Annotated in this window: 20 protein-coding genes; 16 read left to right on the top strand and 4 right to left on the bottom strand. The window is 72.3% G+C overall.

The window, feature by feature from the left end; translation table 11 throughout:
* Positions 1-177 precede the first annotated feature (177 nt).
* From N7925_RS16830 to N7925_RS16875, 10 genes are all read left to right on the top strand, one after another.
* The gene (locus N7925_RS16830; RefSeq protein WP_274344328.1) at positions 178-1,323 is read left to right on the top strand and encodes a LacI family DNA-binding transcriptional regulator; all 1,146 of its coding nucleotides are present in this window, start codon (positions 178-180) and stop codon (positions 1,321-1,323) included.
* 300 nt (positions 1,324-1,623) lie between these two features.
* Positions 1,624-2,883: an ATP-binding protein gene (locus N7925_RS16835; protein WP_265600422.1), complete on the top strand. Its 1,260-nt coding sequence runs from the start codon at positions 1,624-1,626 to the stop codon at positions 2,881-2,883.
* Entirely contained in the window at positions 2,880-3,284 is a 405-nt protein-coding gene (locus N7925_RS16840; protein WP_265600423.1) for a roadblock/LC7 domain-containing protein, read from the top strand. Before N7925_RS16835 ends, N7925_RS16840 begins: the two co-directional genes overlap by 4 nt.
* Positions 3,281-3,655, top strand: coding sequence for a DUF742 domain-containing protein (locus N7925_RS16845; protein WP_265600424.1), 375 nt, complete (start codon positions 3,281-3,283; stop codon positions 3,653-3,655). The genes N7925_RS16840 and N7925_RS16845 overlap by 4 nt, the downstream gene beginning before the upstream one ends.
* Entirely contained in the window at positions 3,630-4,220 is a 591-nt protein-coding gene (locus tag N7925_RS16850; protein WP_274344329.1) for a GTP-binding protein, read from the top strand. The genes N7925_RS16845 and N7925_RS16850 overlap by 26 nt, the downstream gene beginning before the upstream one ends.
* Before the next feature lie 65 nt (positions 4,221-4,285).
* Complete coding sequence (locus N7925_RS16855; protein WP_274344330.1) at positions 4,286-5,695, top strand: cytochrome P450; 1,410 nt, start codon at positions 4,286-4,288, stop codon at positions 5,693-5,695.
* Between the two features lie 270 nt (positions 5,696-5,965).
* A complete protein-coding gene (locus tag N7925_RS16860; protein ID WP_265603905.1) occupies positions 5,966-7,093 on the top strand; it encodes a cytochrome P450 in 1,128 nt (375 codons plus the stop codon).
* Positions 7,090-7,917 (top strand): enoyl-CoA hydratase/isomerase family protein, encoded by an 828-nt coding sequence (locus N7925_RS16865; protein ID WP_443032161.1) that lies wholly within the window; start codon positions 7,090-7,092, stop codon positions 7,915-7,917. The genes N7925_RS16860 and N7925_RS16865 overlap by 4 nt, the downstream gene beginning before the upstream one ends.
* A gap of 24 nt (positions 7,918-7,941) precedes the next feature.
* Positions 7,942-8,925 carry a TerC family protein gene (locus tag N7925_RS16870; protein WP_274344331.1) on the top strand — a complete coding sequence of 328 codons (984 nt, stop codon included), beginning with the start codon at positions 7,942-7,944 and terminating at the stop codon, positions 8,923-8,925.
* A 103-nt stretch (positions 8,926-9,028) separates the two neighbouring features.
* A complete protein-coding gene (locus N7925_RS16875; RefSeq protein ID WP_274344332.1) occupies positions 9,029-9,232 on the top strand; it encodes a hypothetical protein in 204 nt (67 codons plus the stop codon).
* A gap of 39 nt (positions 9,233-9,271) precedes the next feature.
* Here N7925_RS16875 and N7925_RS16880 read toward each other — a convergent pair whose 3' ends face one another.
* Complete coding sequence (locus N7925_RS16880; RefSeq protein WP_274344333.1) at positions 9,272-9,865, bottom strand: GNAT family N-acetyltransferase; 594 nt, start codon at positions 9,863-9,865, stop codon at positions 9,272-9,274.
* Between the two features lie 179 nt (positions 9,866-10,044).
* Between N7925_RS16880 and N7925_RS16885 the strand changes: the two genes are divergently transcribed.
* The 5 genes from N7925_RS16885 to N7925_RS16905 all read left to right on the top strand — a co-directional run bounded on the left by N7925_RS16885 (position 10,045) and on the right by N7925_RS16905 (position 14,889).
* Positions 10,045-10,845 (top strand): VOC family protein, encoded by an 801-nt coding sequence (locus tag N7925_RS16885; protein ID WP_274344334.1) that lies wholly within the window; start codon positions 10,045-10,047, stop codon positions 10,843-10,845.
* Positions 10,846-11,098: 253 nt separating this feature from the next.
* On the top strand, positions 11,099-11,494 hold the full coding sequence (locus N7925_RS16890) for a TOBE domain-containing protein (protein WP_097910046.1): 396 nt from the start codon (positions 11,099-11,101) through the stop codon (positions 11,492-11,494).
* Positions 11,495-11,533: 39 nt separating this feature from the next.
* Positions 11,534-12,376 (top strand): molybdate ABC transporter substrate-binding protein, encoded by an 843-nt coding sequence (modA, locus tag N7925_RS16895; RefSeq protein ID WP_274344335.1) that lies wholly within the window; start codon positions 11,534-11,536, stop codon positions 12,374-12,376.
* A gap of 76 nt (positions 12,377-12,452) precedes the next feature.
* On the top strand, positions 12,453-14,414 hold the full coding sequence (locus N7925_RS16900; RefSeq protein ID WP_274344336.1) for an ABC transporter permease: 1,962 nt from the start codon (positions 12,453-12,455) through the stop codon (positions 14,412-14,414).
* A 109-nt stretch (positions 14,415-14,523) separates the two neighbouring features.
* Positions 14,524-14,889, top strand: coding sequence for a PH domain-containing protein (locus tag N7925_RS16905; RefSeq protein WP_265600433.1), 366 nt, complete (start codon positions 14,524-14,526; stop codon positions 14,887-14,889).
* 29 nt (positions 14,890-14,918) lie between these two features.
* Here the strand turns inward: N7925_RS16905 and N7925_RS16910 are convergent, their stop codons facing one another.
* The 3 genes from N7925_RS16910 to N7925_RS16920 all read right to left on the bottom strand — a co-directional run bounded on the left by N7925_RS16910 (position 14,919) and on the right by N7925_RS16920 (position 18,618).
* Complete coding sequence (locus N7925_RS16910) at positions 14,919-15,689, bottom strand: peptidoglycan recognition protein family protein (protein ID WP_274344337.1); 771 nt, start codon at positions 15,687-15,689, stop codon at positions 14,919-14,921.
* Positions 15,690-15,783: 94 nt separating this feature from the next.
* A complete protein-coding gene (locus tag N7925_RS16915; protein WP_265600435.1) occupies positions 15,784-17,010 on the bottom strand; it encodes a cation:proton antiporter in 1,227 nt (408 codons plus the stop codon).
* Between the two features lie 90 nt (positions 17,011-17,100).
* Positions 17,101-18,618, bottom strand: coding sequence for an alpha/beta hydrolase (locus tag N7925_RS16920; RefSeq protein WP_274344338.1), 1,518 nt, complete (start codon positions 18,616-18,618; stop codon positions 17,101-17,103).
* 189 nt (positions 18,619-18,807) lie between these two features.
* Between N7925_RS16920 and N7925_RS16925 the strand changes: the two genes are divergently transcribed.
* Complete coding sequence (locus N7925_RS16925; RefSeq protein WP_265600437.1) at positions 18,808-19,893, top strand: acyltransferase family protein; 1,086 nt, start codon at positions 18,808-18,810, stop codon at positions 19,891-19,893.
* Positions 19,894-19,899 lie beyond the last annotated feature (6 nt).

The raw sequence follows: 19,899 nt of genomic DNA on the forward strand, positions 1-19,899 counted from the left end.
GCGGGGTTCCTGGGGAGGGAGGGACCGACGGCCCTCGGGGAGGGAGGGGCCGACGGGGCGGGTGCGAGGCGGGGAGTGCATGCCGGAACGTTCCGGCACTGCCCGGGAATCTAACCCTGCCGGAACGTTCCGGCAACCCCCGCCCCACCCACCGGCGAACGTCTAGACTTCACCCCCGTGACCTCCCGGACCGTGACCCTGCTCGATGTCGCCCGCGCCGCCGGGGTCTCCAAGAGCACCGTCTCCGACGCGCTCCAGGGCTCGGGGCGGGTCGCGGAAGCCACCCGGGACCGGGTCCGCGCGGTCGCGGAGCAGCTCGGCTACCGCCCCAACAGCGCCGCCCGGCGGCTGCGCCGCGCCAGCACCGGAGCCGTCGGGCTGCATCTGCCGACGACCGCGACCCGGCTGGACTACTACATGAACCTCGCCTTCGGGGCGGTCGAGCGCGCCCAGGAGGACGGGCTCGACATGGTGCTGCTCGCCCCCTCGGCGGCGGCGGGCGGGCGGATCGCCTCACGCGTCGACGGCCTGCTGGTGATCGACCCCGAGGCCGGCGACAGCGCGGTGCCGGGGCTGCTCGAAGCGGGCGTCCCGGTGGTGACCGGCGAGCGCTACCTCGGCCCGGCCACCGGCCCCAGCGGCGCCGTGGTCTGCGACAACGCCGCCTCGCTGACCGCCCTCCTCGACCATGTCACCGAGCACGGCGCCCGCCGCCCCGCACTCCTCGCCCCGTCCGGCTCCTCCGCCTGGGCGACCGCCCTGCGCGCGACGGCCGGATCCTGGGGGCGGGCCCACGGGGTGGCGGTGACCCTGCGCACCGTGCCCTTCGCCGCGACCCCGGCCGAGGCCGAGGCGGCCACCCGGGAACTGCTCGCCGCCGACCCCGCCGTGGACGCCGTGATCTGCGCCCCCGACGGCTCGGCCCCCGGCGTCCTGCGCGCGGCGGCGGCCCTCGGCCGGAAGGTCGGGGGGAGCGGCGGAACCTACCCGGGCGCCGCACCCACCGGAACCCACCGGGGCGGCGTACTCGACGGAAACGACCCGAGCGGCACACCCACCGGAACCCACCCGAGCGGCGTACCCGCCACAAACGACCCGGGCGCCCCGCCCGGAGGTGGCCTCCTCGTCGCGTCCTGCGTCGACGGCACCGCCACCCGGGGCGCGCAGCCGCCCGTCACCGCCGTCGACCTGCGCCCCGCCGCGTACGGCCGCGCCTGCGCCGAGCTGCTCTGCGACATCCTCGGGGGCCGCGCGGCCCCCGACACCGTCCGCCTGCACGCCTGGACCCTGGAGACCCGCGCGTCGACAGCGTCGACGGGCTGACCAACCTCGGGCGAACGGCGACCGCTTGCCGTCCTCCGCGTCTCCGCAATGTGAACGTTGTGAGTCGACTGGCAACTGGCGTGGCGGCCTTGACATTTCACCGCGCGGCCGATGATAAGATCATCTTACTTCCAGTGGGCTGATGGCGTATGGGGGCATTCCGGGAGGGATGAAATCCTCGGCCCCACCTTCGGAGGGGCACCTCCCGAAGCGGCGCACGGTCGTGGCGAACGAGCCCTGACTGCGTGCCGCCTGACGGGGTGTCAAGCCGTTTCCGCCATGGCACTTGAAGTGAGTCTCATGACATTTCCACAGGGCCCCGTCATCTGGGCGCTGGTTGTCGTAGCACTGGTCGCCGTGGGTGCCGTTCTGCGGGCTCGCGCGACCAACGTCAAGCTCCGCAGACACCATGCGGAGCTGCGCCAGGAGCGCGATGCGCTCCTGCACCAACGGGACGAACTCCACGTCGTCCACAACGGTCTGCTCCAGCGTCAGTCCACCGAGCTGGCGGAGGTCCGCAAGGACGCCGAGGAGGAGACCAAGGCCGTCCTCAAGGCCGCCGTCCGCACCCTCCAGGGCCTCGCGGACGAACAGCAGGTCGTGATCGAGAAGGCCCAGCGCAAGTACGGCGACGACCCCGGGATCCTCGCCGACCTGATGGCCATGGACCACGCCAACAGCCAGTTCGGCCGGCGCGCCCAGGGCATCGCCGTGCTCTGCGGCGGCTGGCTCGGCCGGCGCGAGACCGTGGCCTCCGTCTTCGACGTGGCCCGCAGCGCCCAGGGCCGTATCCGGCACTTCGACCGGGTCCGGGTCAACGGCCAGGTGAACTTCTCCGTCGTGAGCCGGGCCGTCGAGCCGGTCGCCGTGGTCCTCGCCGAGCTGCTCGCCAACGCCACGAACTACTCCGCCCCCGGCACCCCGGTCGAGATCAACATCCAGGCCGTGCCGACGGGCGTCTGCCTCATCGTCGACGACGCCGGCCTCGGCATGGGCCAGGAGGAGAAGGACCGCGCGGCGGCACTCCTCTCCCCCCAGGCCGCGATCAGCGTCTCCAGCCTGGGCATCCCGCCGCAGTTCGGGTTCGCCGTCTCCGGGATGCTCGCCGCCCGCTACGGCTTCCGGGTCTCGGTGGACTCCGTTTCCCCCTATGGAGGCGTACGCGCGGTGGTCCTCATCCCCGACGAACTGCTCACCACCGAGGCGCCGCCCACCGCGGCGCCCGTCGAAGCCCCCGAAGCGGCGGCCCTTCCCCACCCGCCGCAGGAGCAGCGGGTGCGGCAGGCCGACCAGTGGCAGGCCCCGGCTCCGGCGCCCACCCCGCTCTTCCCGCCCGCCCCGCAGCAGCCCGACACCGCCACCCAGCCGCTGGCCCAGATCACCACCACCCCCGGAGGGCTGCCGAAGCGTCGTCGTAAGAGCCCGGTCTCCGCGGTGCCATCGGCGGAACCGGAGCCCGTGCGCAGCAACGAGGAGACCGCCTCCCGACTGGGCGCGTTCCAGCGCGGCACCCGGTCGGGACGCGACACGACGACGACGGAAGGACCCGAGTTCCAGTGAACCCCGATCTGTCCTGGGTGCTCAACGACCTGCTCCAGGTGCCCGGCGCCCGGCACGCGATCCTGGTGTCCGCCGACGGCCTGCTGCTCGCCAACTCCAGCGAGATCGGCCGGGACGACGCGGAGACCGTCGCCGCGGCGATGAGCTCCATGCAGTCCCTCAGCCGGGCCGTCGCCCCCTTCATCGGGACCCGTGAACCGGGCCGCTGGCGGCAGACGCTCCTGGAGTACGAGGACGGCTGGATCTTCCTGATCGCCGCCGGCACCGGCGCCTACCTGGCCGCCACCGCCGCCGCCGAGGTGGATATGGAAGCGATGTCCTTCCGGATGCAGCAGCAGGTCACCGCACTGGGGAAGGCGATGACCACGCCGCCCCGCCAGAACGCGAGCAGCGAGATATGACGGCGCCGGGCGAGGAGCAGCAGGTCAGCAGCGGGTTCGTCCGGTCCTACGTCATCACCGGCGGACGGGGCCTGCCCGACGCGGACGACCTCTCCCTGGTCACCCTGGTCACCCTCGCGCCCGACCGCCAGCCGCCCCCGAGCCAGAGCCCCGAGGTCAAGGCGATCTGGGAGCTGTGCTCCGGCGGCTATCTGTCGGTGGCCGAGGTCGCCGGCCACCTCGGCCTGCCGGTCGGGGTGGCCCGTCTCCTGCTCCAGGATTTAAACCAGCAGGGACACCTGCTGCGCCGGAAGGCGCCGCCGCCTGCCCAGCTCGTTGACAGGAAGATCCTCGAAGAGGTGTTGCATGGACTACAAGTCCGTTTCGGCTGAGAGCATCTATGTGCCGGACGCGGTGCAGCGCGCGGCGAAGATCCTCGTCGTCGGGCACTTCGCCGTGGGCAAGACGACGCTGATCGGCACACTGTCCGAGATCACCCCGCTGCGCACCGAGGAGCGGATGACGCAGGCCGCGGCCCAGGTCGACGATCTGCGCGGCGCCCCCGACAAGAAGACGACGACGGTCGCTCTGGACTTCGGACGCCTGACGCTCAGCGACGAACTGGTCCTGTACCTGTTCGGCACGCCGGGCCAGCAGCGGTTCGTGGAGCTGTGGGAGGACATGGCGCGCGGCTCGCTGGGCGCGCTGCTCCTGGTCGACCCGGCGCGGCTGGCCGATACGTTCCCCGTCATCGACCTGGTCGAGACGTACGGGCTGGAGTACGCGGTCGCCGTCAACAGCTTCGACCCGTACTCGCAGCACGCCGAGAACGAACTGCGCGAGGCGCTCGACCTGCTGCCGGACACCCCGGTCGTCTTCTGCGACGCCCGGGACCAGAACTCCTCCGCACAGGCCCTGATCATCCTCGTCCGCCATCTTCTCGCGCACGCGGCCTGACCCACCCCCAGACGTATCCCGAGCCGGGGCCGACCGGGCCCCGCGATCACACCGAGGAAGCCGACATGGACCCGCAGCCGGGAGCCACCCCGTACAGCGCGCCCGCCGGGTGCCCCATGCACCAGCAGCAGACGTCGCTGTACGGACCGGAGTTCGCCGCCGATCCGCACCGCTTCTACGACGCGTCCCGGGCACACGGCCCCGCCGCGCCCATCGAGCTGGCCCCCGGGGTGGAGGCCACGCTGATCGTGCAGCACGAGGCGGCGCTGCGGGTGCTCCAGAACCCGGCGATCTTCGCCCGGGACGCGCGGCGCTGGGCCGCGCTGCGCGAGGGCGCCATACCCATGGACAGCCCCGTCCTGCCGATGATGGTGTACCGGCCCAACTGCCTGTTCACCGACGGCGCGGAGCACCTGCGGCTGCGCAAGGCGGTCACCGAGTCGCTGTCGCGGCTCAACAGCTCCCGGCTGAGCCGGGACGTCGAGCGGATCGCCGACTACCTGATCGACCAGTTCATCGAGCGCGGCACCGCCGATCTGCTCAACGAGTACGCCAAGCTCCTGCCGCTGCTGCTGTTCAACCAGCTCTTCGGCTGCCCCGGCGACATCGGCGACCGGCTGACCCGCTCGATGTCCGCCATCTTCGACGGCGAGGACGTCCTCCGCGCCAACGCCGAGCTGACCGAGTGCCTGATGGAGCTGGTCGCGATCAAGCGCCGCCAGCCCGGCGAGGACATCACCTCCTGGCTGATCCAGCACCCGGCGGGGCTGCGGGACGAGGAGCTGAAGGACCAGCTGGTGATGCTGATGGGCGCCGGCGTGGAGCCGGAGCGCAATCTGATCGGCAACGCGCTGCTGCTGATGCTCGCGGGCGACCAGCCGGGCACGCCCGAGCGGCGCGGCTCGGGGATGCTCGTCGAGGACGCGCTGGACGACGTCCTGTGGAACAACCCGCCGATCGCCAACTACGCGACGCACTACCCGGTGCGGGACATCGAGCTGGACGGGGTCGTGCTGAAGGCGGAGACCCCCGTACTGATCAGCTTCGCCGCCGCGAACAGCGACCCGGGGCTCACCGACGCCCGCCAGACCCTGAGCAAGGGCGCCCACCTGGCCTGGGGCGCGGGCCCGCACGTGTGCCCGGCGAAGTCGCCCGCGACGCTGATCGCGCTGACCGCGATCGAGAAGATCCTCAACACCGTCCCGGACCTCGCACTGGCCGTGCCCGCCTCGGGTGTGGCCTGGCGGCCCGGCCCGTTCCACCGGGCCCTGGTCGCGCTGCCCGTACGGTTCACCCCGACGGCCGCGCGGCGTGCGGGGACCGGGACGCAGCCCCCGGCCCCGACCTCGGCCCAGCTGCCCGACCCGTTCCGGAACACTTCCGCCGCACCCTCGGTGACGCCCCGTCACGCCTCGGAGCCGGCCAAGAAGCAGAAGGGCTGGTGGAGTTCGTTCCTCGACGTGTTCCGCGTATGACCCACACGCCGACAATTCGCGTATGACAACGGGCATTTAGTGACGATTGCATGTGACGGGGGCAACAAAGAACGATGCTTGGCGCCGATATCCGGAGGGGTAGGTTCAGTGCGGTAACCACGGGCCTAGGTCGAGGAACTCTGCGTGAGCATCACTGGCGGTACATCCAGGACGCCCGACGGACGGCGCGCGGTCATCGGTCTGCTCCGCAGACTCCATTCCCCGGAAGGACAGGCCGAGCCGTACGGAATACTCGCGGAGCTCCGGGCGATGGGTGACGTCGTCCGCGCTCCGTGGAACGGGTATTTCGTCACCGGCTTCGACGCCTGCAGCCAGGTGCTCCGGGGCCGCAACTGGCTCGCCCCGGATCTCGCCTGGCAGCAGCGGCAGGACGACTCCAAGCAGTGGGACGCGATAGCGACCCGGGAGATGACCACCACGCTCGCCCGGCTCAACGCCCCCGAGCACACCTGCCAGCGCCGCTCACTGGGCAACCTCTTCGACCGTTCCACCATCGAACGCCTCACCCCCGACGTCGAGCGCGACGCCGACCGGCTCCTGGACGAGCTGGCGGGCAAGCTCCGCTGGGGCGAGGCCGACTTCGTCTCCACCGTCAGCGAGCAGCTGCCGATCAGCACGGTCGGCGGCTGGCTGGGGATACCGCCCGAGGACCATCCGGACATCCTGGAGATCACCCACAACCAGGTGTTCGCCCAGGAACTGCTCCCCACCAAGTCGCAGCTGGCCGTCTCCGCGGAGGCGACCCTGCGGCTGCGGGCCTACTTCACCGGTCTGGTCGCCCGCCGCCGGGCGGAGCCCCGCCACGACGTGCTGACCGGCTGGATCCACACCTGGGACGCGATGGAGCCGGACCGGGAGCGGGCGGACGAGATCCTCTACCGGCTCACCATGTTCGTCACCATCGCCTCGCTGGAGACCACCGCGACGCTGCTCACCTCGATGACCTCCCTGCTGACCGAGCCTGGCCGGTGGGCGTGGCTGCGGAAGTACCCGGAGCACATCGACGCGGCCGTGGACGAGGTCCTGCGCCACGACCCGCCCATCCACATCAACACCCGGATCGCCGCCGAGGACACCGTCCTGGCCGGGGTCCCGATCAAGAAGGACAGCATGATCCACGTCCTGTACGGCGCGGCCAACCACGATCCGCGGCGGAATCCGGACCCGGGCGCCTTCGACATCCTGCGCGGCGGCAGCCACCTCACGTTCGGCGGCGGGGTGCACTACTGCCTGGGCGCGGCGCTGGCCAAGCTGGAGGCGCGGACGCTGCTGGCGCGGATGCTGGATCGTTTCCCCACGCTGCACACCGTCTCGCGGCCGGTGTACGCCCCCCGGATGGTGTTCAGACGGATCACCTCCCTGGGCGTGGCCCTGTGAAGCTCCCGCTCCCCGAATTCCTCATGCCGGCCGGCCGCTCCGAGGAGCACTCGCCGACGGTACGCGCCCGGCGCGAGGGGCCCGTCCTGTACGTGGAGCTGCACGCGCCGGACACCGGCAACGCGGTGACCGAGGCGATGCTCGACGAGCTGCTGGACATCGTCGCCGCCCCGGACCCCGAGGTGCGGGTGCTGGTGCTCAGCGGCGCGGGGGACGACTTCTGCCTGGGCGGGAACCGCACCGAGTTCGCCGAGTGGCTGGAGGAGGACCCCGCCGGCCGGGGCATCCGGGTCGCCGGGGAGAAGGCCCGCCGGGTCTGCGAGGCGATCTCCGGCGGCCGGGCGGTGACCATCGCCCGGGTGCAGGGCAAGGCGGTCGGCGCGGGGTTCGCGCTGGCCCTCGCCTGCGATCTGCGGGTCGGCGCGGACACCGCCGCCTTCCGGCTGCCGGAGCTGGCGCTCGGGCTGCCGACCGCCTGGGGCGGGCTGCTGCCCCGGCTGATCCACGAGGTGGGCGCGGCCCGGGTCCGCGAGCTGATCCTCACCGGCCGGGCCTTCGGCGCCGCCGAGGCGTACGCGCTGTCGGTGCTCCAGCGGGTGGTGCCCGAGGCGGAGCTGGACGCCGCGGTCGCCGCCTGGGCGAAGCCGGTGGTCCGCCGCCCGGAGGCCGCGCTGCGGGTCACCAAGGCGCTGCTGAACTCCTACGCCGCCGCCACCCGGCTGGCCGACCCCTCGTTCCTCGACGCGGAGCTGATGGCCTCGGTCGCGGCGGCCACCCGGCGCTCTCCGGCGGGCGGCAACGGGGCGGGCGGGGCACACTCGTAAAAACCCGAGTGGGAGGTCTCCGGCGTGGACGTACCGGTGTGGCTTTGGATCGTGTTCGCCGTGACCGTCGTCGTCTCGCTGGCGGTCGACCTCCTGGCGCACCGCAAGGCGCATGTCATCGGCTTCAAGGAGGCCGGGCTGTGGAGCGCGCTGTGGGTGAGCCTCGCGCTGATCTTCGGTGCGGTCGTCTTCCTGACGCTCGGGAGCACCGCCGGAACGGAGTACACGACCGCCTGGCTGCTGGAGAAGAGCCTCTCGGTCGACAACCTCTTCGTCTTCGCGCTGATCTTCACGTACTTCAAGGTCCCCCGGGAGTATCAGCACCGGGTGCTCTTCTTCGGCGTCATCGGCGCACTCGTGTTCCGCGCCGTGTTCCTGACCCTCGGCGTCGCGGTGGTCAACCGCTTCACCTTCGTCCTGTTCCTCTTCGCCGCGATCCTTTTCTACAGCAGCTATAAAATCCTCAGCGGCCAGGAAGAGAATTTCGACCCCGGTAAAAGCTTCGCGGTGCGGTTGCTGCGGAAAGTGATGCCGGTCCAGGAGCACTATTCCGGGACGCACTTCGTCGTCCGCGAGGAGGGGCGGCGGGTCGCCACTCCGCTGCTCGCGGTGGTCGCCGCGATCGAGGCGGCCGACCTGATCTTCGCGGTCGACAGCGTGCCCGCAGTGCTCGCGGTCAGCGACGACCTCTTCATCGTCTACACCAGCAACGCCTTCGCGATCCTGGGGCTGCGGGCCCTGTACTTCCTGCTGGCGGGGCTGCTGGACCGCTTCCACTACCTGAGCCACGGGCTGGCGATCATTCTCGCCTTCATCGCGGTCAAGCTCCTCCTCCAGGCCTGCCACAAGATGATCAGCACCTCGATCCCGGAGATCCCGTCGCCGGTGAGCCTCGCGGTGATCATCGTCATTCTGGCCGTTTCGGTGACCCTGAGCATGCGCCGTCCGGCGGAAAGTACGGGCTCCACGGAAGCGTCCGACGCCTCCGACACCGATACGGACAAGTAGGGTCACGGAAAGCAACGCCTTTCACGGCAGCGCGAGACGCCATGCATCGGCAAGGCAAAGGGAAAGACTTTCCAAAATCTCCCGCCCCGCCTATCGTGAATAAATGGCAAGCAAAGAGCGTGACACCCGACAGCGGGCCGCTTTCATGTGCCCGACCTGCAAGCAGCCCGTCCGTTCCGAGATCCACCGCCACAAGTCCCTCGGGATCTTCGTCCCCGTCTGGCGCGCGGGCCCCTGCGAGAACCCCGACTGCGCGGAGTACGCCGCGCAGGAGCAGCCCGCCCGGCACCGGACCGGCTCCGCCTGACCGGTAGTCCCGGCCCTCCCAGCCCGCGGCCAGGCGCTCTCAGCCTGTTGCCAGGCGCGCGGTGAGACGCGCCTTCGCCGCGGGCCACTCGTCGGCCAGCAGCGAGAAGTAGACGCTGTCCCGCCAGCTCCCGTCCGGCCGCCGCCGGTGCCTCCGGAGCACCCCTTCGCGCCGCGCCCCGAGCCGGGCGATGGCCGCCTGCGAGCGCTCGTTGCGGTGGTCGGTCTTGAGCTGGACGCGCCCCATCCCCAGCTCCTCGAAGGCGTACGTCAGGAGCAGGAGCTTCGTCTCGGTGTTCACCGCCGAGCGCCAGTGGGCCCGGCCGTACCAGGTCCAGCCGATCTCCAGGCGCTCGTCCGCCACCGCCACGTCCAGATACGTGGTCCAGCCGACGGCCCGCCCGCTCGGACGGTGGACGACGGCGAACGGCACGTACTTCGCGTTGCCGAGCACCCTCTCCATGCGCTCGCGCAGCTCCTCGCGGGTCCGTGGCGCCGGGCCGCCCTGCCAGCGCCACACCTCCTCGTCCCCGCCGCCCGCCGCGAAGAGGTCGTCGAGGTGGCCGAAGCTCAGCGGGACCAGTTCGACGTGCTGCCCGGTCAGTGTCACGGGCCGAGGAGGAAGTGCGGACATGAGCCGATCCTACCCTCCGACCACCTTCGCACTAGCGCACACTGCATATGCACTAGTGCATAAATGCGCCCGGATGACCCGACGCGCGGACCGGCCTCCCGCTGACTAGCGTGGCCGGTGCGGGCAGGGGGCCGCGCGGGTGGGGCCGACGACAGGGACTCCAGGGAAGGACCGGCACCATGGCTGTACAACCCGAGGGCACTCCATGCTGGGCGGACGCCATGTTCGCCGACGTCGAGGGTGCCAAGAGCTTCTACGGTGACGTACTCGGCTGGACGTTCGGCGAGAGTGCGTCGGAGTTCGGCAACTACACGCAGGCGTACGCGGACGGGAAGGCCGCGGCGGCCGTCGTCCCGCCGATGCCGGGCGCGGAGGGCCACTCGGCGTGGTGCCTGTACCTCGCGTCGCCGGACGCGGCGGCCACCGCGGAGAAGGTCCGTGCGAGCGGCGGCGAGGTGCTGATGGAGCCGATGCGGGTCGACGACTTCGGCACGATGGCCCTGGTCCGTGACCCCGGTGGAGCCGTCTTCGGCATCTGGCAGGCCGGCAGCCACGAGGGGTTCGAGACGGAGATGGGCGCGCCCGGCGGGTACTGCTGGGGCGAGGTCTTCACCCGTGACCCGAAGAAGGCGGACGCGTTCTACCCCTCGGTCTTCCCCTACACCGTGCGGAAGTTCGACGACGAGTCGATGGACTTCTCCCTGTACGACGTCCGGGGGGAGACGGTCCTGGGCCGGATGGCGATGGGCGACGACTTCCCGCCGGAGGTACCCGCGTACCTGAACGTCTACTTCGCCGTGCCGGACTGCGACGCCGCCGTGGCGAAGGCGACCGAGCGCGGCGGGGTGCTGCGGTTCGGGCCGGAGGACAGCCCGTTCGGCCGGTTCGCGACGCTCAGCGATCCGCAGGGCGCCTGGTTCACCGTGATCGACGTGACCACCACCGAGGGCGAGATGCCGACGACGAGCCCGGTGACCTGACCGGGGGCCGACCCGGGGCCGACCCGGGGCCGTCACACCGCACGGGCCGCGACCGGAGAACCGGCGCGGCCCGTACACGCGCCCGGCGGGTTTCGGCGGCTCGCCCGGGCTCGCCCGTACACGCTCCCCGCACCCACACCCGTACGCCCCGTCGTACGCCCCTTCGTACGTTCCTCCTGCACCCCTCGCACCTGCTGTGGATCATCGTCCAGAGAGTGGTAAGTGCCAGCCCATATGGCCTAGCGTGTCGCACATGCAGTCCTACACAATCGGCCAGGCAGCACGACTTCTCGGGGTCAGCCCCGACACCGCACGCCGCTGGGCGGACGCCGGCCGGGTCGCGACCCATCGCGACGAGGCCGGCCGCCGTCTGATCGACGGCCGCGCGCTGGCCGCCTTCTCGATCGAGGTCGGTCAGGGCGCGGGCGGCGAGGACGAGGCCGTGTACACCTCGGCCCGCAACGCGTTCCCGGGCATCGTCACCGCGGTGAAGCTCGGCGACGTCGCGGCCCAGGTCGAGATCCAGGCCGGACCGCACCGGCTCGTCTCGCTCCTGACCCGGGAGGCGGTGGAGGAGCTGGGGCTGGAGGTCGGCATGCGGGCGACCGCCCGCGTGAAGTCGACCAGCGTGCACATCGACCGCGTCTGAGACCGGCCGACGACGAGCATCGAAGGAGCCCAGACCCGCATGCCCCCGCTGATCAACCACCGCAACATGATCGACCACCGCCACGTGATCAACCACCGCCGCGCGGCCGCCGCCGTCCTGACCACCGCCCTCCTGATCCCGCTCGCCGCCTGCGGCGACGACTCCGGCCCGGCCAAGGGCGAGGGCAGCGGCTCGGCGGACGCGACGGGCGCCCCGGAGGCCGACCTGACCGTACTGGCCGCCTCCTCCCTGACGGACGTCTTCAAGGCGGCCGGGGCCGCGTACGAGAAGGAGAACCCCGGCACGAAGGTGACGTTCTCCTTCGCCGGCTCCCAGGAACTGGCCGCCCAGGTCAAGCAGGGCGCCCCCGCCGACGCGCTGGTCACCGCAGACACTACGACGATGGACGGCCTCTCCGGCGACACCGGAAAGCCGACCGTCATCGCCAAGAACCGCCTCGTCATCGCCACCGGCGAGGGCAACCCCGAGAAGGTCGAAAGCCTGGAGGACCTCGCCGACCCGAAGCTGAAGGTCGTCCTGGCCGCCCCCGAAGTGCCGGTGGGCCGCTACAGCGCGCAGATCCTCGACGCGCAGAGGACCGAGGTGCGGCCGGTCTCCCAGGAGCCCAACGTCCGCGCGGTGCTGTCCAAGGTCTCGCTCGGCGAGGCGGACGCCGGGCTCGTCTACAGGACCGACGCCGCGACCGCCGCCGACAAGGTCGACGCGATCGACATCCCGGACGAGCAGAACGCCATTGCCTCCTACCCGGCCGCCACCCTGAAGACGTCGCAGCACAGCGAGGCCGCCGCCGCGTTCGTCGCCTGGCTCTCCACGCCCGCCGCGCAGAAGATCCTCCGGGGCGCGGGCTTCCAGCAGCCGTGACCGCACCCGGCCCGGCAGCCCCGTACCGTCCGACAGGCCCGCTGGGCACCGCCCGTCCAGTCCCACGAGGTCACCGATGAAACGTCCCGGCCGCCGCCGCACCGCAGGGGCCCGCGCACCCCTGCTGCTCACGGTGCCCGCCCTGCTGGCCGTGGCGTTCCTGATGCTGCCGCTCGCTGGGATCCTGGTCCGCACCTCCTGGGGCGAGCTCGGCGCCCACCTCACCGCCGAGGCCACCACCGAAGCGCTGCGGCTCTCGCTGCTGGTCTCCCTGTGGGCGCTCGGGCTCTCCCTGCTGCTCGGGGTGCCGCTGGCCTGGCTGCTGGCCCGGGTGCCGTTCCCCGGCAAGGGGTTCGTCCGTTCGCTGGTGCTGCTGCCGATGGTCCTGCCGCCCACGGTCGGCGGCGTCGCCCTCCTGCTGGCGTTCGGGCGGCGCGGACTGCTCGGCCCCTGGCTGGAGGACACCTTCGGCGTCACGCTCCCCTTCCACACCTCGGGGGCCGTGCTGGCGGCGACGTTCGTCGCGATGCCGTTCCTGGTCATCTCGCTGGAGGGCGCGCTCGGCGGACTGCGCCCCCGGTACGAGGAGACCGCGGCCTCCCTGGGGGCCTCGCCGGTCCGGGTGTTCCTCACCGTGACGCTGCCGATGGTCGCCCCCGGACTGATCGCCGGAGCCGCCCTGACCTGGGCGCGGGCGCTCGGCGAGTTCGGCGCGACCATCACCTTCGCCGGGAACCTCCCCGGCACCACGCAGACCCTGCCGCTCCAGGTCTATCTGCTGCTCCAGGAATCCCCGGAGGCCGCCACCTCGGTGTCCCTGCTGCTGCTGGCCATCGCGATGATCGTGCTCATCGCGCTGCGCGGCCGGTGGACCGGGACCCCGGGCGTCCACCGGAACCCCGCGAGCCGGGCGGCGGAGGCCCGCCCGGAGGAACCGGCGGCCCCCGCCCCGGCCCCGCTCCCCGGGCCCGCCGCCGACCCGCGGCCGAAGGCCGAGCCGGAGCGCTGGCCGCTGCACACCGACGTCACCGGCTTCACGCACCTCACGCTGGACGCCCCGGGCTCCACCACCATCGCGGTGGTCGGCCCCAACGGCGCGGGCAAGACGACGCTCCTGCGGGCCCTCCTCGGCCTCACGCCCCGCGCGCACGCCACCCTGCGCCTCGGCGACAGCGACGTCACCGCACTCCCCCCGCACCGCCGGGGCGTCGCCTGGGTCCCCCAGGACGGGGCGCTCTTCCCGCACCTGAGCGCCCTGGCCAACACGGCGTACGGGCTCCGCGCCCACGGCGTCCCCCGCGTCGCGGCCCGGCGCGAGGCCCAGGGCTGGCTGGACCGTCTCGGGGTGGGCCACCTCGCCCACCGGAAGCCCGCCCAGCTCTCCGGCGGCCAGGCCCAGCGGGTCGCCCTGGCCCGTGCGCTGGCGGCCCGCCCCCGCCTCCTGCTGCTGGACGAACCGCTCGCCGCCCTCGACCAGACCACCCGGGCCCGGGTCCGGCACACCCTGCGCGGGCACCTCGCGGACTTCGGCGGGGTCTGCCTGATCGTCACCCACGACCCGGTCGAGGCGGTCTCGCTGGCCGACCGGGTCCTGGTGCTGGAGGACGGCCGGGTCCTCCAGGACGAGCCGCCCGCCGAGGTCACCCGGCACCCGCGCTCGCCGTGGGTGGCCCGGATGCTGGGCCGAAACGCCTGGCCCGGCACCGCCACCGCCGACGGCCTGGCCCTGGCGGGCGGCGGACACCTCGTCGTCGCCGAACCCCTCCCGGCGGGCACGGACGCCCTCGCGGTCATCGCGCCGGAAGCCGTCTCCGTACACCGGGAACGCCCCACCGGCTCCCCCCGCAACGTCTGGCCCGGAACCGTCCGTGAGATCACCTCGGGCGGCAGCCGGCTGCGGCTGCTCATCACCTCCGCCGAGGCCCCGGACCTGGTCGCGGAGATCACTCCGGGGGCCGCCGCCGAGCTGGGCATCGCCGACGGGACCGCCGTCTGGACCAGCGTGAAGGCCACCGAGGCGACGATCGTCCCGCTGTAGGCGCGAGGTATGGGCCGGTCCGGCCCGGGAACCAGAACCCCACCGCACACGTACTCCAGTACGACGCGAAAGAACACGCGACGGAGAAACACCGAGAAACGGGGACCTCATGGCACTGTTCGGCAACGCCCACACGATCAATCCGGCCACCGCCCATCAGGATTACGCGCGGCTGCTCGGACAGGGCGAGCAGGTGCACGCCGCGTTCCTGCTGATTCGCGACACGATCCTGTTCACGGACCGTCGGCTGATCCTCGTCGACAAGCAGGGCATCACCGGCAAGAAGACGGAGTACCACTCCGTGCCGTACCGCAGCATCACGCACTTCTCCGTGGAGACGGCCGGCACGTTCGACCTCGACGCGGAGCTGAAGATCTGGATCTCGGGCAGCGCGACCCCGCTCCAGAAGACGTTCACCAAGGGCGTCGACATCTACGAGGTGCAGGCCATACTGACCCAGTTCGTCGCCCGGTAACCGAGCCGTACGGGCTCAGACCTACGGGCTCAGACGTACGGGCGCAGCCGGGCCGTCGCCGAGTGCCCGGGGGCGGCGGCGCGCAGCTTCGCGGCGCGCTCCCGCAGCTCGGGCAGCAGCCCGTGAAGCGCGTCGCCGGGGCAGCGGGTCTCGAAGCTGTCGCGGTGCCCGGAGATGACGTGCAGCCGGGCCACCTGGCCCTCGTCGAAGCGGCTCTCGTCGTTCGTCGAGACCAGGTCGACCATGCCCAGCGGATCCGCCCCGGGCCGCAGTTTCCAGGCGGCCAGCTTCACCAGCGCGTCCATCATCGGCTTCGGGACCTCGGCGCCCGCGCCGAAGTTCCCGATCGCCGCGATGCCGACCGTGTCGGTGTTGAACCCCTTGGTGTGCGCCCCGAGCACCGAGCGGCCGACGCCGCCGGCGCGGCCCTCGTAGATGGTGCCGCAGCGGTCGACGAGGAAGTTGTAGCCGATGTCGTCCCAGCCGTCCTGCCGGATGTGGTCGCCCTGGACGCCCCGGATCAGGCGGGGCGCGTCCGCGCAGTCGTAGTCGCCGGGGTTGCCGGTGTGGTGGACGAACACCGCCCGCGCCGCGCCCGTGTAGTGCGGCCCCTCCCGGACCAGCTCCTCGTCAGCGTGCCACTCCCGGCGGCTGACGACGGCCGGCTGCGGCAGTCCGCGCGGCGGGCGGGGCCCGGAGGCCAGCTCCGTCCCCGGCGCGCGGAACGCCGGGCCGTCCCCGAACACCAGGAGGGCCAGGGGCAGGACCAGAGCGCCCAGGACGATTCGGCGGGACCACATGCACTCCACCCTGCGGCCCGGCCTCCGGCTTCGCAGAGGAGCGGGCCGTTCGGGTGACAGGCCACCGGCGGGGGCGCTTCATCCGAATCAGGCCTCACCAGGCCTCCCCGGTCTCCGCCGTCCGGCCCGGGACGGCCCTGCCCCCGTCGCCCTCCTCCCGGCGCAGCAGCCGGAACGCCAGCAGCGGGAACACCAGCACCGACACCATCGCGGCGGCGACCAGGGCGGCGGCCTCTCCCGCCCCGATCACCTTCTCGTCCAGGCCGATCGCGGTGATCGCGACCACCAGGGGCAGACAGGTGGACGAGAACAGCCCGAGCGCGGCCCGCGGACCGCGCCCGGTCAGGTCGTGCGGGGCCAGCAGATACGCCGGGACCCCGCGCACCAGCAGGAACAGCAGCAGGAAGACCGGCAGGAGCAGCAGCGGGCGTCCGTCGTCCAGGAGCGCCGCGAGGTCGAAGTCGATGCCCGTGACGATGTAGAAGAACGGCACGAGGAAGCCGAAGCCGATCGCCTCGATCCGCTCCAGGATCTGCCCGCTGCGCTCGGGCACCGCCCCCTGGAGGACGAGCCGGGTCAGCATCCCGGCGGCGAACGCGCCGAGCAGGGTGTCCAGGCCGAAGACGTGGGCGAGGCCCAGCATCCCGGCGAGCATCAGCATCACGAAGCGGACCGCGAACTGGCCGCTGGAGTGCAGGGTCACGGCGATGAGCCGGGCGAACCACGGCGGCCGGGGCCGCATCGCCCAGAACACCGCGCCCGCCGTGACGACCGCGAACACGGCCAGCACCACGCCCGCCGCCCCCGGGCTCCGGCCGCTGAACAGCAGGGCCATCGCGATGATCGGACCGAACTCCCCGACCGACCCGAACGCCATCACCACCGACCCGAACCGCCCCTCCAGCCGCCCCGAGTCCCGCAGGATCGGCAGCACCGCGCCCAGCGCCGTACTGGTCAGCGCGGTGCCGATGACCAGGCTCTTCGCCAGGTCCGCCCCGCTGAGCAGCAGCGCCACGCCGAGCCCGGCGGCGAACGAGAGGACCCACGCCCCGCCGGCCCGGCGCAGGGTTGGCCCGCGGACCTCGGCGAACCGGATCTCGTAACCCGCCAGGAAGATCAGCATCGAGAGCCCGAGGTCGGACAGGGTGTCGATGACGTGGTCGTGGTGGGCCCAGCCGAGCACATCGGGCCCGGCCAGGATCCCGAGGACGATCTCGAAGATGACGACGGGGACCGGCAGCCACCGCCCGGTCGCGTAACCGAGCAGCGGGGCGAGAACCGCCAGGGCCATGATCAGGACAAGAGTCCCGGGGTGCTCCATCGCTCGTGTATAGCAAGGAACACCCCGAAAGCAGCCGCTATGACACCCTCTGCGCACTCTGCACCCTCTGCACCCTTCGGGGCCGCCGGTTCAGTCCGGGCAGTGGGCATCCCTGGCGGGGCGCTTCCCGGTCACCAGGAAGTCGCTGACCACCCGGTCGCCGCAGGCGTTGCCGTTGCCCAGGTACATCCCGTGCCCGCCCTGCTCGACGGTGACCATCCTGGCCCGCTCGCCGAGCGCCGCCCGCATCTTCAGGGCCCCGGCCAACGGGGTGGCCGGGTCGCGCAGGCTCTGGATCATCAGGACGTTCGAGGGACCCTCGTCGGTCATCCGGGTGGGCCTCGGCTCCTCCTCGTACTTCCAGTAGGCGCACGGGGAGATGTTCACGGGCATCCCGGCCGTCAGCGGATACCGCGCCCGGTCGGCGGCGACCCGGCGGGCGTACCCGGAGTCCGGCCCCGGCCAGCGCACATCGTTGCAGACCACGGCCATCGTCAGCGTCGCGTCCTCGTCGGGCATCGCGCCCGTCAGCTCCGGCGGCAGCACCGGGCGGCCCGCCGGATCCTGCGCCGCCCGGATCAGCCGGGCCAGCGGCGCGAACGCGGTATCGCTGTTGAGGCTGCCGTGGAGCGCCTGCCGCAGCCGGTTACCGGTCAACGGGGCGCCGGGGGTCCCCGACTCCTTCGGGTGCCGGTCCAGCTTCCGGGCCAGCGCGAGGAACAACGGCTCCACGTCCTCGGCACGCCGGGCCAGCCGGAGCCCCTCGGCCTCCCGGGCGGGGTCCGCCGCCCAGGCCGCGAAGTCGGGGAAGCGGAGGGCGACGGCCGGGCCCACGTTGGCCATCCAGCCGTACGCCACCCGCGTCGGGTCCGGGTCGCCGACGCTGTCCAGAACCAGCCGGTCGACGCGGTCCGGGTACTCCTGCGCGTACACGGCCCCGGCGTAACTGCCGTACGAGTGGGCCCAGACCGACAGCTTCCGCTCGCCCAGCGCGGCGCGCAGCCGGTCCATGTCGCGGGCCTGGTTCCGCGTGGTGAAGGAACGCACCTCCGGGCCGCCGTTGCGGGCGCACGACTCGGCGGTGCGGCGGGCGCGTTCGGCATTCTCCGCGATCGAGCCGTCCGCCGCGGGCCAGGCGCGCAGTGTCACCATGTGCCGGTCCGCCTCGGGGATCCCGCAGGTCGCCCGGGTGGAGCCGCCGACGCCGCGCGGGTCCAGGCTGACCAGGTCGTACGCCCCCTCGGTCGCCGTCCGCAGCGCCTCGCCCTTCTGCGCGAGGCGCTGCACCCCCGAGCCGCCGGGGCCGCCGGCGAGCACCAGCAGGGTGCCGCGCCGGGCCTCGGGCCGGTCGGTGCGCAGGCGGGTGACCGCCACGTCGACGGTGCGCCCGCCGGGGGCGCGGTAGTCCAGGGGAACGCGGAGCGTCGCACACTGCTGCCCGTCGAGGGCGGGCGTCCCCGGGATCGGGTCGCAGGCCCCCCAGCTGAGCGGGGGCGCGGCGGGGCCCGCCGGGCGGCTGTGCGCCACGGGCGCGCCGACAGCGGTCAGCGTGCCGGCCGCGGCGGCCGAGACGGTGAGAAGTAAGGCCTTTCGGCTCCAAGTCGTCATGGACACAGCCTTGTTGAACCGGGACGCGCCGCCCATGGGGGAGCCTGGTGAACCGGGGTGGGGGTCACCCCCCGGAAGGTCCTCCGGCCCGCCCCCACACCCACCCGAACGGACGTGACGCACGCCATAGCAAAGGGAGGGAACGCCTCCGCGTTCCAGAGGGTCAGGGCACCGTTCTAGGGTGTCAGGATGCGTCCCCCCCTCACCTCCGAGCAGCCGCGCCCCACCGCCGCTGCCGGCGCCCCGGCGACCGGAACGCCACCGCCCGACGGCCGTGACCACTTCTTCGACAACGCGAAGTACCTGGCGATCGTGCTGGTGGCGATCGGACACGCCTGGGAGCCCCTGCCCCCCGGCCGCCTCGTGGAAGCCGCGTACACCTTCGTCTACACGTTCCACATGCCGGTGTTCATCCTGATAGGGGGCTACTTCTCGCGGAACTTCGAGCTGCGGCCGGACCGGGTGTGGAAGCTGGTCACCGGTCTGCTGGTGCCCTACGTCCTGCTGGAGACCCTGTACACGCTCTTCGAGCGGGCGACACGCGAGCCGGAGTACGCCCTCTCGCTGCTGGAGCCCTACTGGCTGCTGTGGTTCCTGCCCGCCCTGTTCCTCTGGCGGCTCTCCACCCCGCTGTGGCAGACCGTGCGCTTCCCGGTGCTGGTCTCCCTCGCCATCGCCGCCCTGGCGACGGTGTCACCGGCCGCCGACGGAAGTCTCCAGATCCAGCGCATCCTGCAGTTCCTGCCGTTCTACGTGCTCGGCCTGCGGCTGCGCCCGGAGCACTTCACGGCTCTCCGCTCCACCTGGGTGCGGGTCGCCTCGGTGCCGGTGTTCGTGGCCGGGATGCTGCTGGCGTACTGGCTGGTGCCCCGGATCTCGACCTCGTGGTTCTTCCGGAAGAACAGCACCGAGGTGCTGAGCGTCTCCGAGTGGACGGGCCCGACCACCACGGTCCTGCTGTTCCTGGCCGCGATCGTGCTGGGCGTGTGCTTCCTCGCCTGGGTGCCCCGGGGCCGCAGCTGGATGACCACGCTCGGCACCTGCACGCTGTACGGGTATCTGCTCCACGGCTTCGTCGTCCGGAGCCTGAAGTACGGCGGCTTCTACGACGACCCGTTCTTCGACACCACGATGGGCACGGTCGCCGTCACCCTGGGGGCGGTCGTCATCATGACCCTGCTGTGCACGCCCCCGGTTCGGTGGCTGCTGCGTCCGCTGCTGGAGCCGCGCATGGAGTGGGCCCGGCAGAGAACACCGGCCGCCCGCGCGTCCTGAGACGCC

Origin of the sequence: Streptomyces sp. CA-278952, from assembly GCF_028747205.1 — a bacterium.
In the GTDB taxonomy this organism is placed as follows: domain Bacteria; phylum Actinomycetota; class Actinomycetes; order Streptomycetales; family Streptomycetaceae; genus Streptomyces.

Coding starts and splice junctions, on each gene's coding strand:
- N7925_RS16900 (WP_274344336.1), top strand. CDS start 12,453: ATGAAACGTCCCGGCCGCCGCCGCACCGCAGGGGCCCGCGCACCCCTG.
- N7925_RS16850 (WP_274344329.1), top strand. CDS start 3,630: ATGGACTACAAGTCCGTTTCGGCTGAGAGCATCTATGTGCCGGACGCG.
- N7925_RS16860 (WP_265603905.1), top strand. CDS start 5,966: ATGGGTGACGTCGTCCGCGCTCCGTGGAACGGGTATTTCGTCACCGGC.
- N7925_RS16875 (WP_274344332.1), top strand. CDS start 9,029: ATGGCAAGCAAAGAGCGTGACACCCGACAGCGGGCCGCTTTCATGTGC.
- N7925_RS16910 (WP_274344337.1), bottom strand. CDS start 15,689: ATGTGGTCCCGCCGAATCGTCCTGGGCGCTCTGGTCCTGCCCCTGGCC.
- N7925_RS16835 (WP_265600422.1), top strand. CDS start 1,624: ATGACATTTCCACAGGGCCCCGTCATCTGGGCGCTGGTTGTCGTAGCA.
- N7925_RS16845 (WP_265600424.1), top strand. CDS start 3,281: ATGACGGCGCCGGGCGAGGAGCAGCAGGTCAGCAGCGGGTTCGTCCGG.
- N7925_RS16880 (WP_274344333.1), bottom strand. CDS start 9,865: ATGTCCGCACTTCCTCCTCGGCCCGTGACACTGACCGGGCAGCACGTC.
- N7925_RS16920 (WP_274344338.1), bottom strand. CDS start 18,618: ATGACGACTTGGAGCCGAAAGGCCTTACTTCTCACCGTCTCGGCCGCC.
- N7925_RS16905 (WP_265600433.1), top strand. CDS start 14,524: ATGGCACTGTTCGGCAACGCCCACACGATCAATCCGGCCACCGCCCAT.
- N7925_RS16855 (WP_274344330.1), top strand. CDS start 4,286: ATGGACCCGCAGCCGGGAGCCACCCCGTACAGCGCGCCCGCCGGGTGC.
- N7925_RS16885 (WP_274344334.1), top strand. CDS start 10,045: ATGGCTGTACAACCCGAGGGCACTCCATGCTGGGCGGACGCCATGTTC.
- N7925_RS16890 (WP_097910046.1), top strand. CDS start 11,099: ATGCAGTCCTACACAATCGGCCAGGCAGCACGACTTCTCGGGGTCAGC.
- modA (WP_274344335.1), top strand. CDS start 11,534: ATGCCCCCGCTGATCAACCACCGCAACATGATCGACCACCGCCACGTG.
- N7925_RS16925 (WP_265600437.1), top strand. CDS start 18,808: ATGCGTCCCCCCCTCACCTCCGAGCAGCCGCGCCCCACCGCCGCTGCC.
- N7925_RS16915 (WP_265600435.1), bottom strand. CDS start 17,010: ATGGAGCACCCCGGGACTCTTGTCCTGATCATGGCCCTGGCGGTTCTC.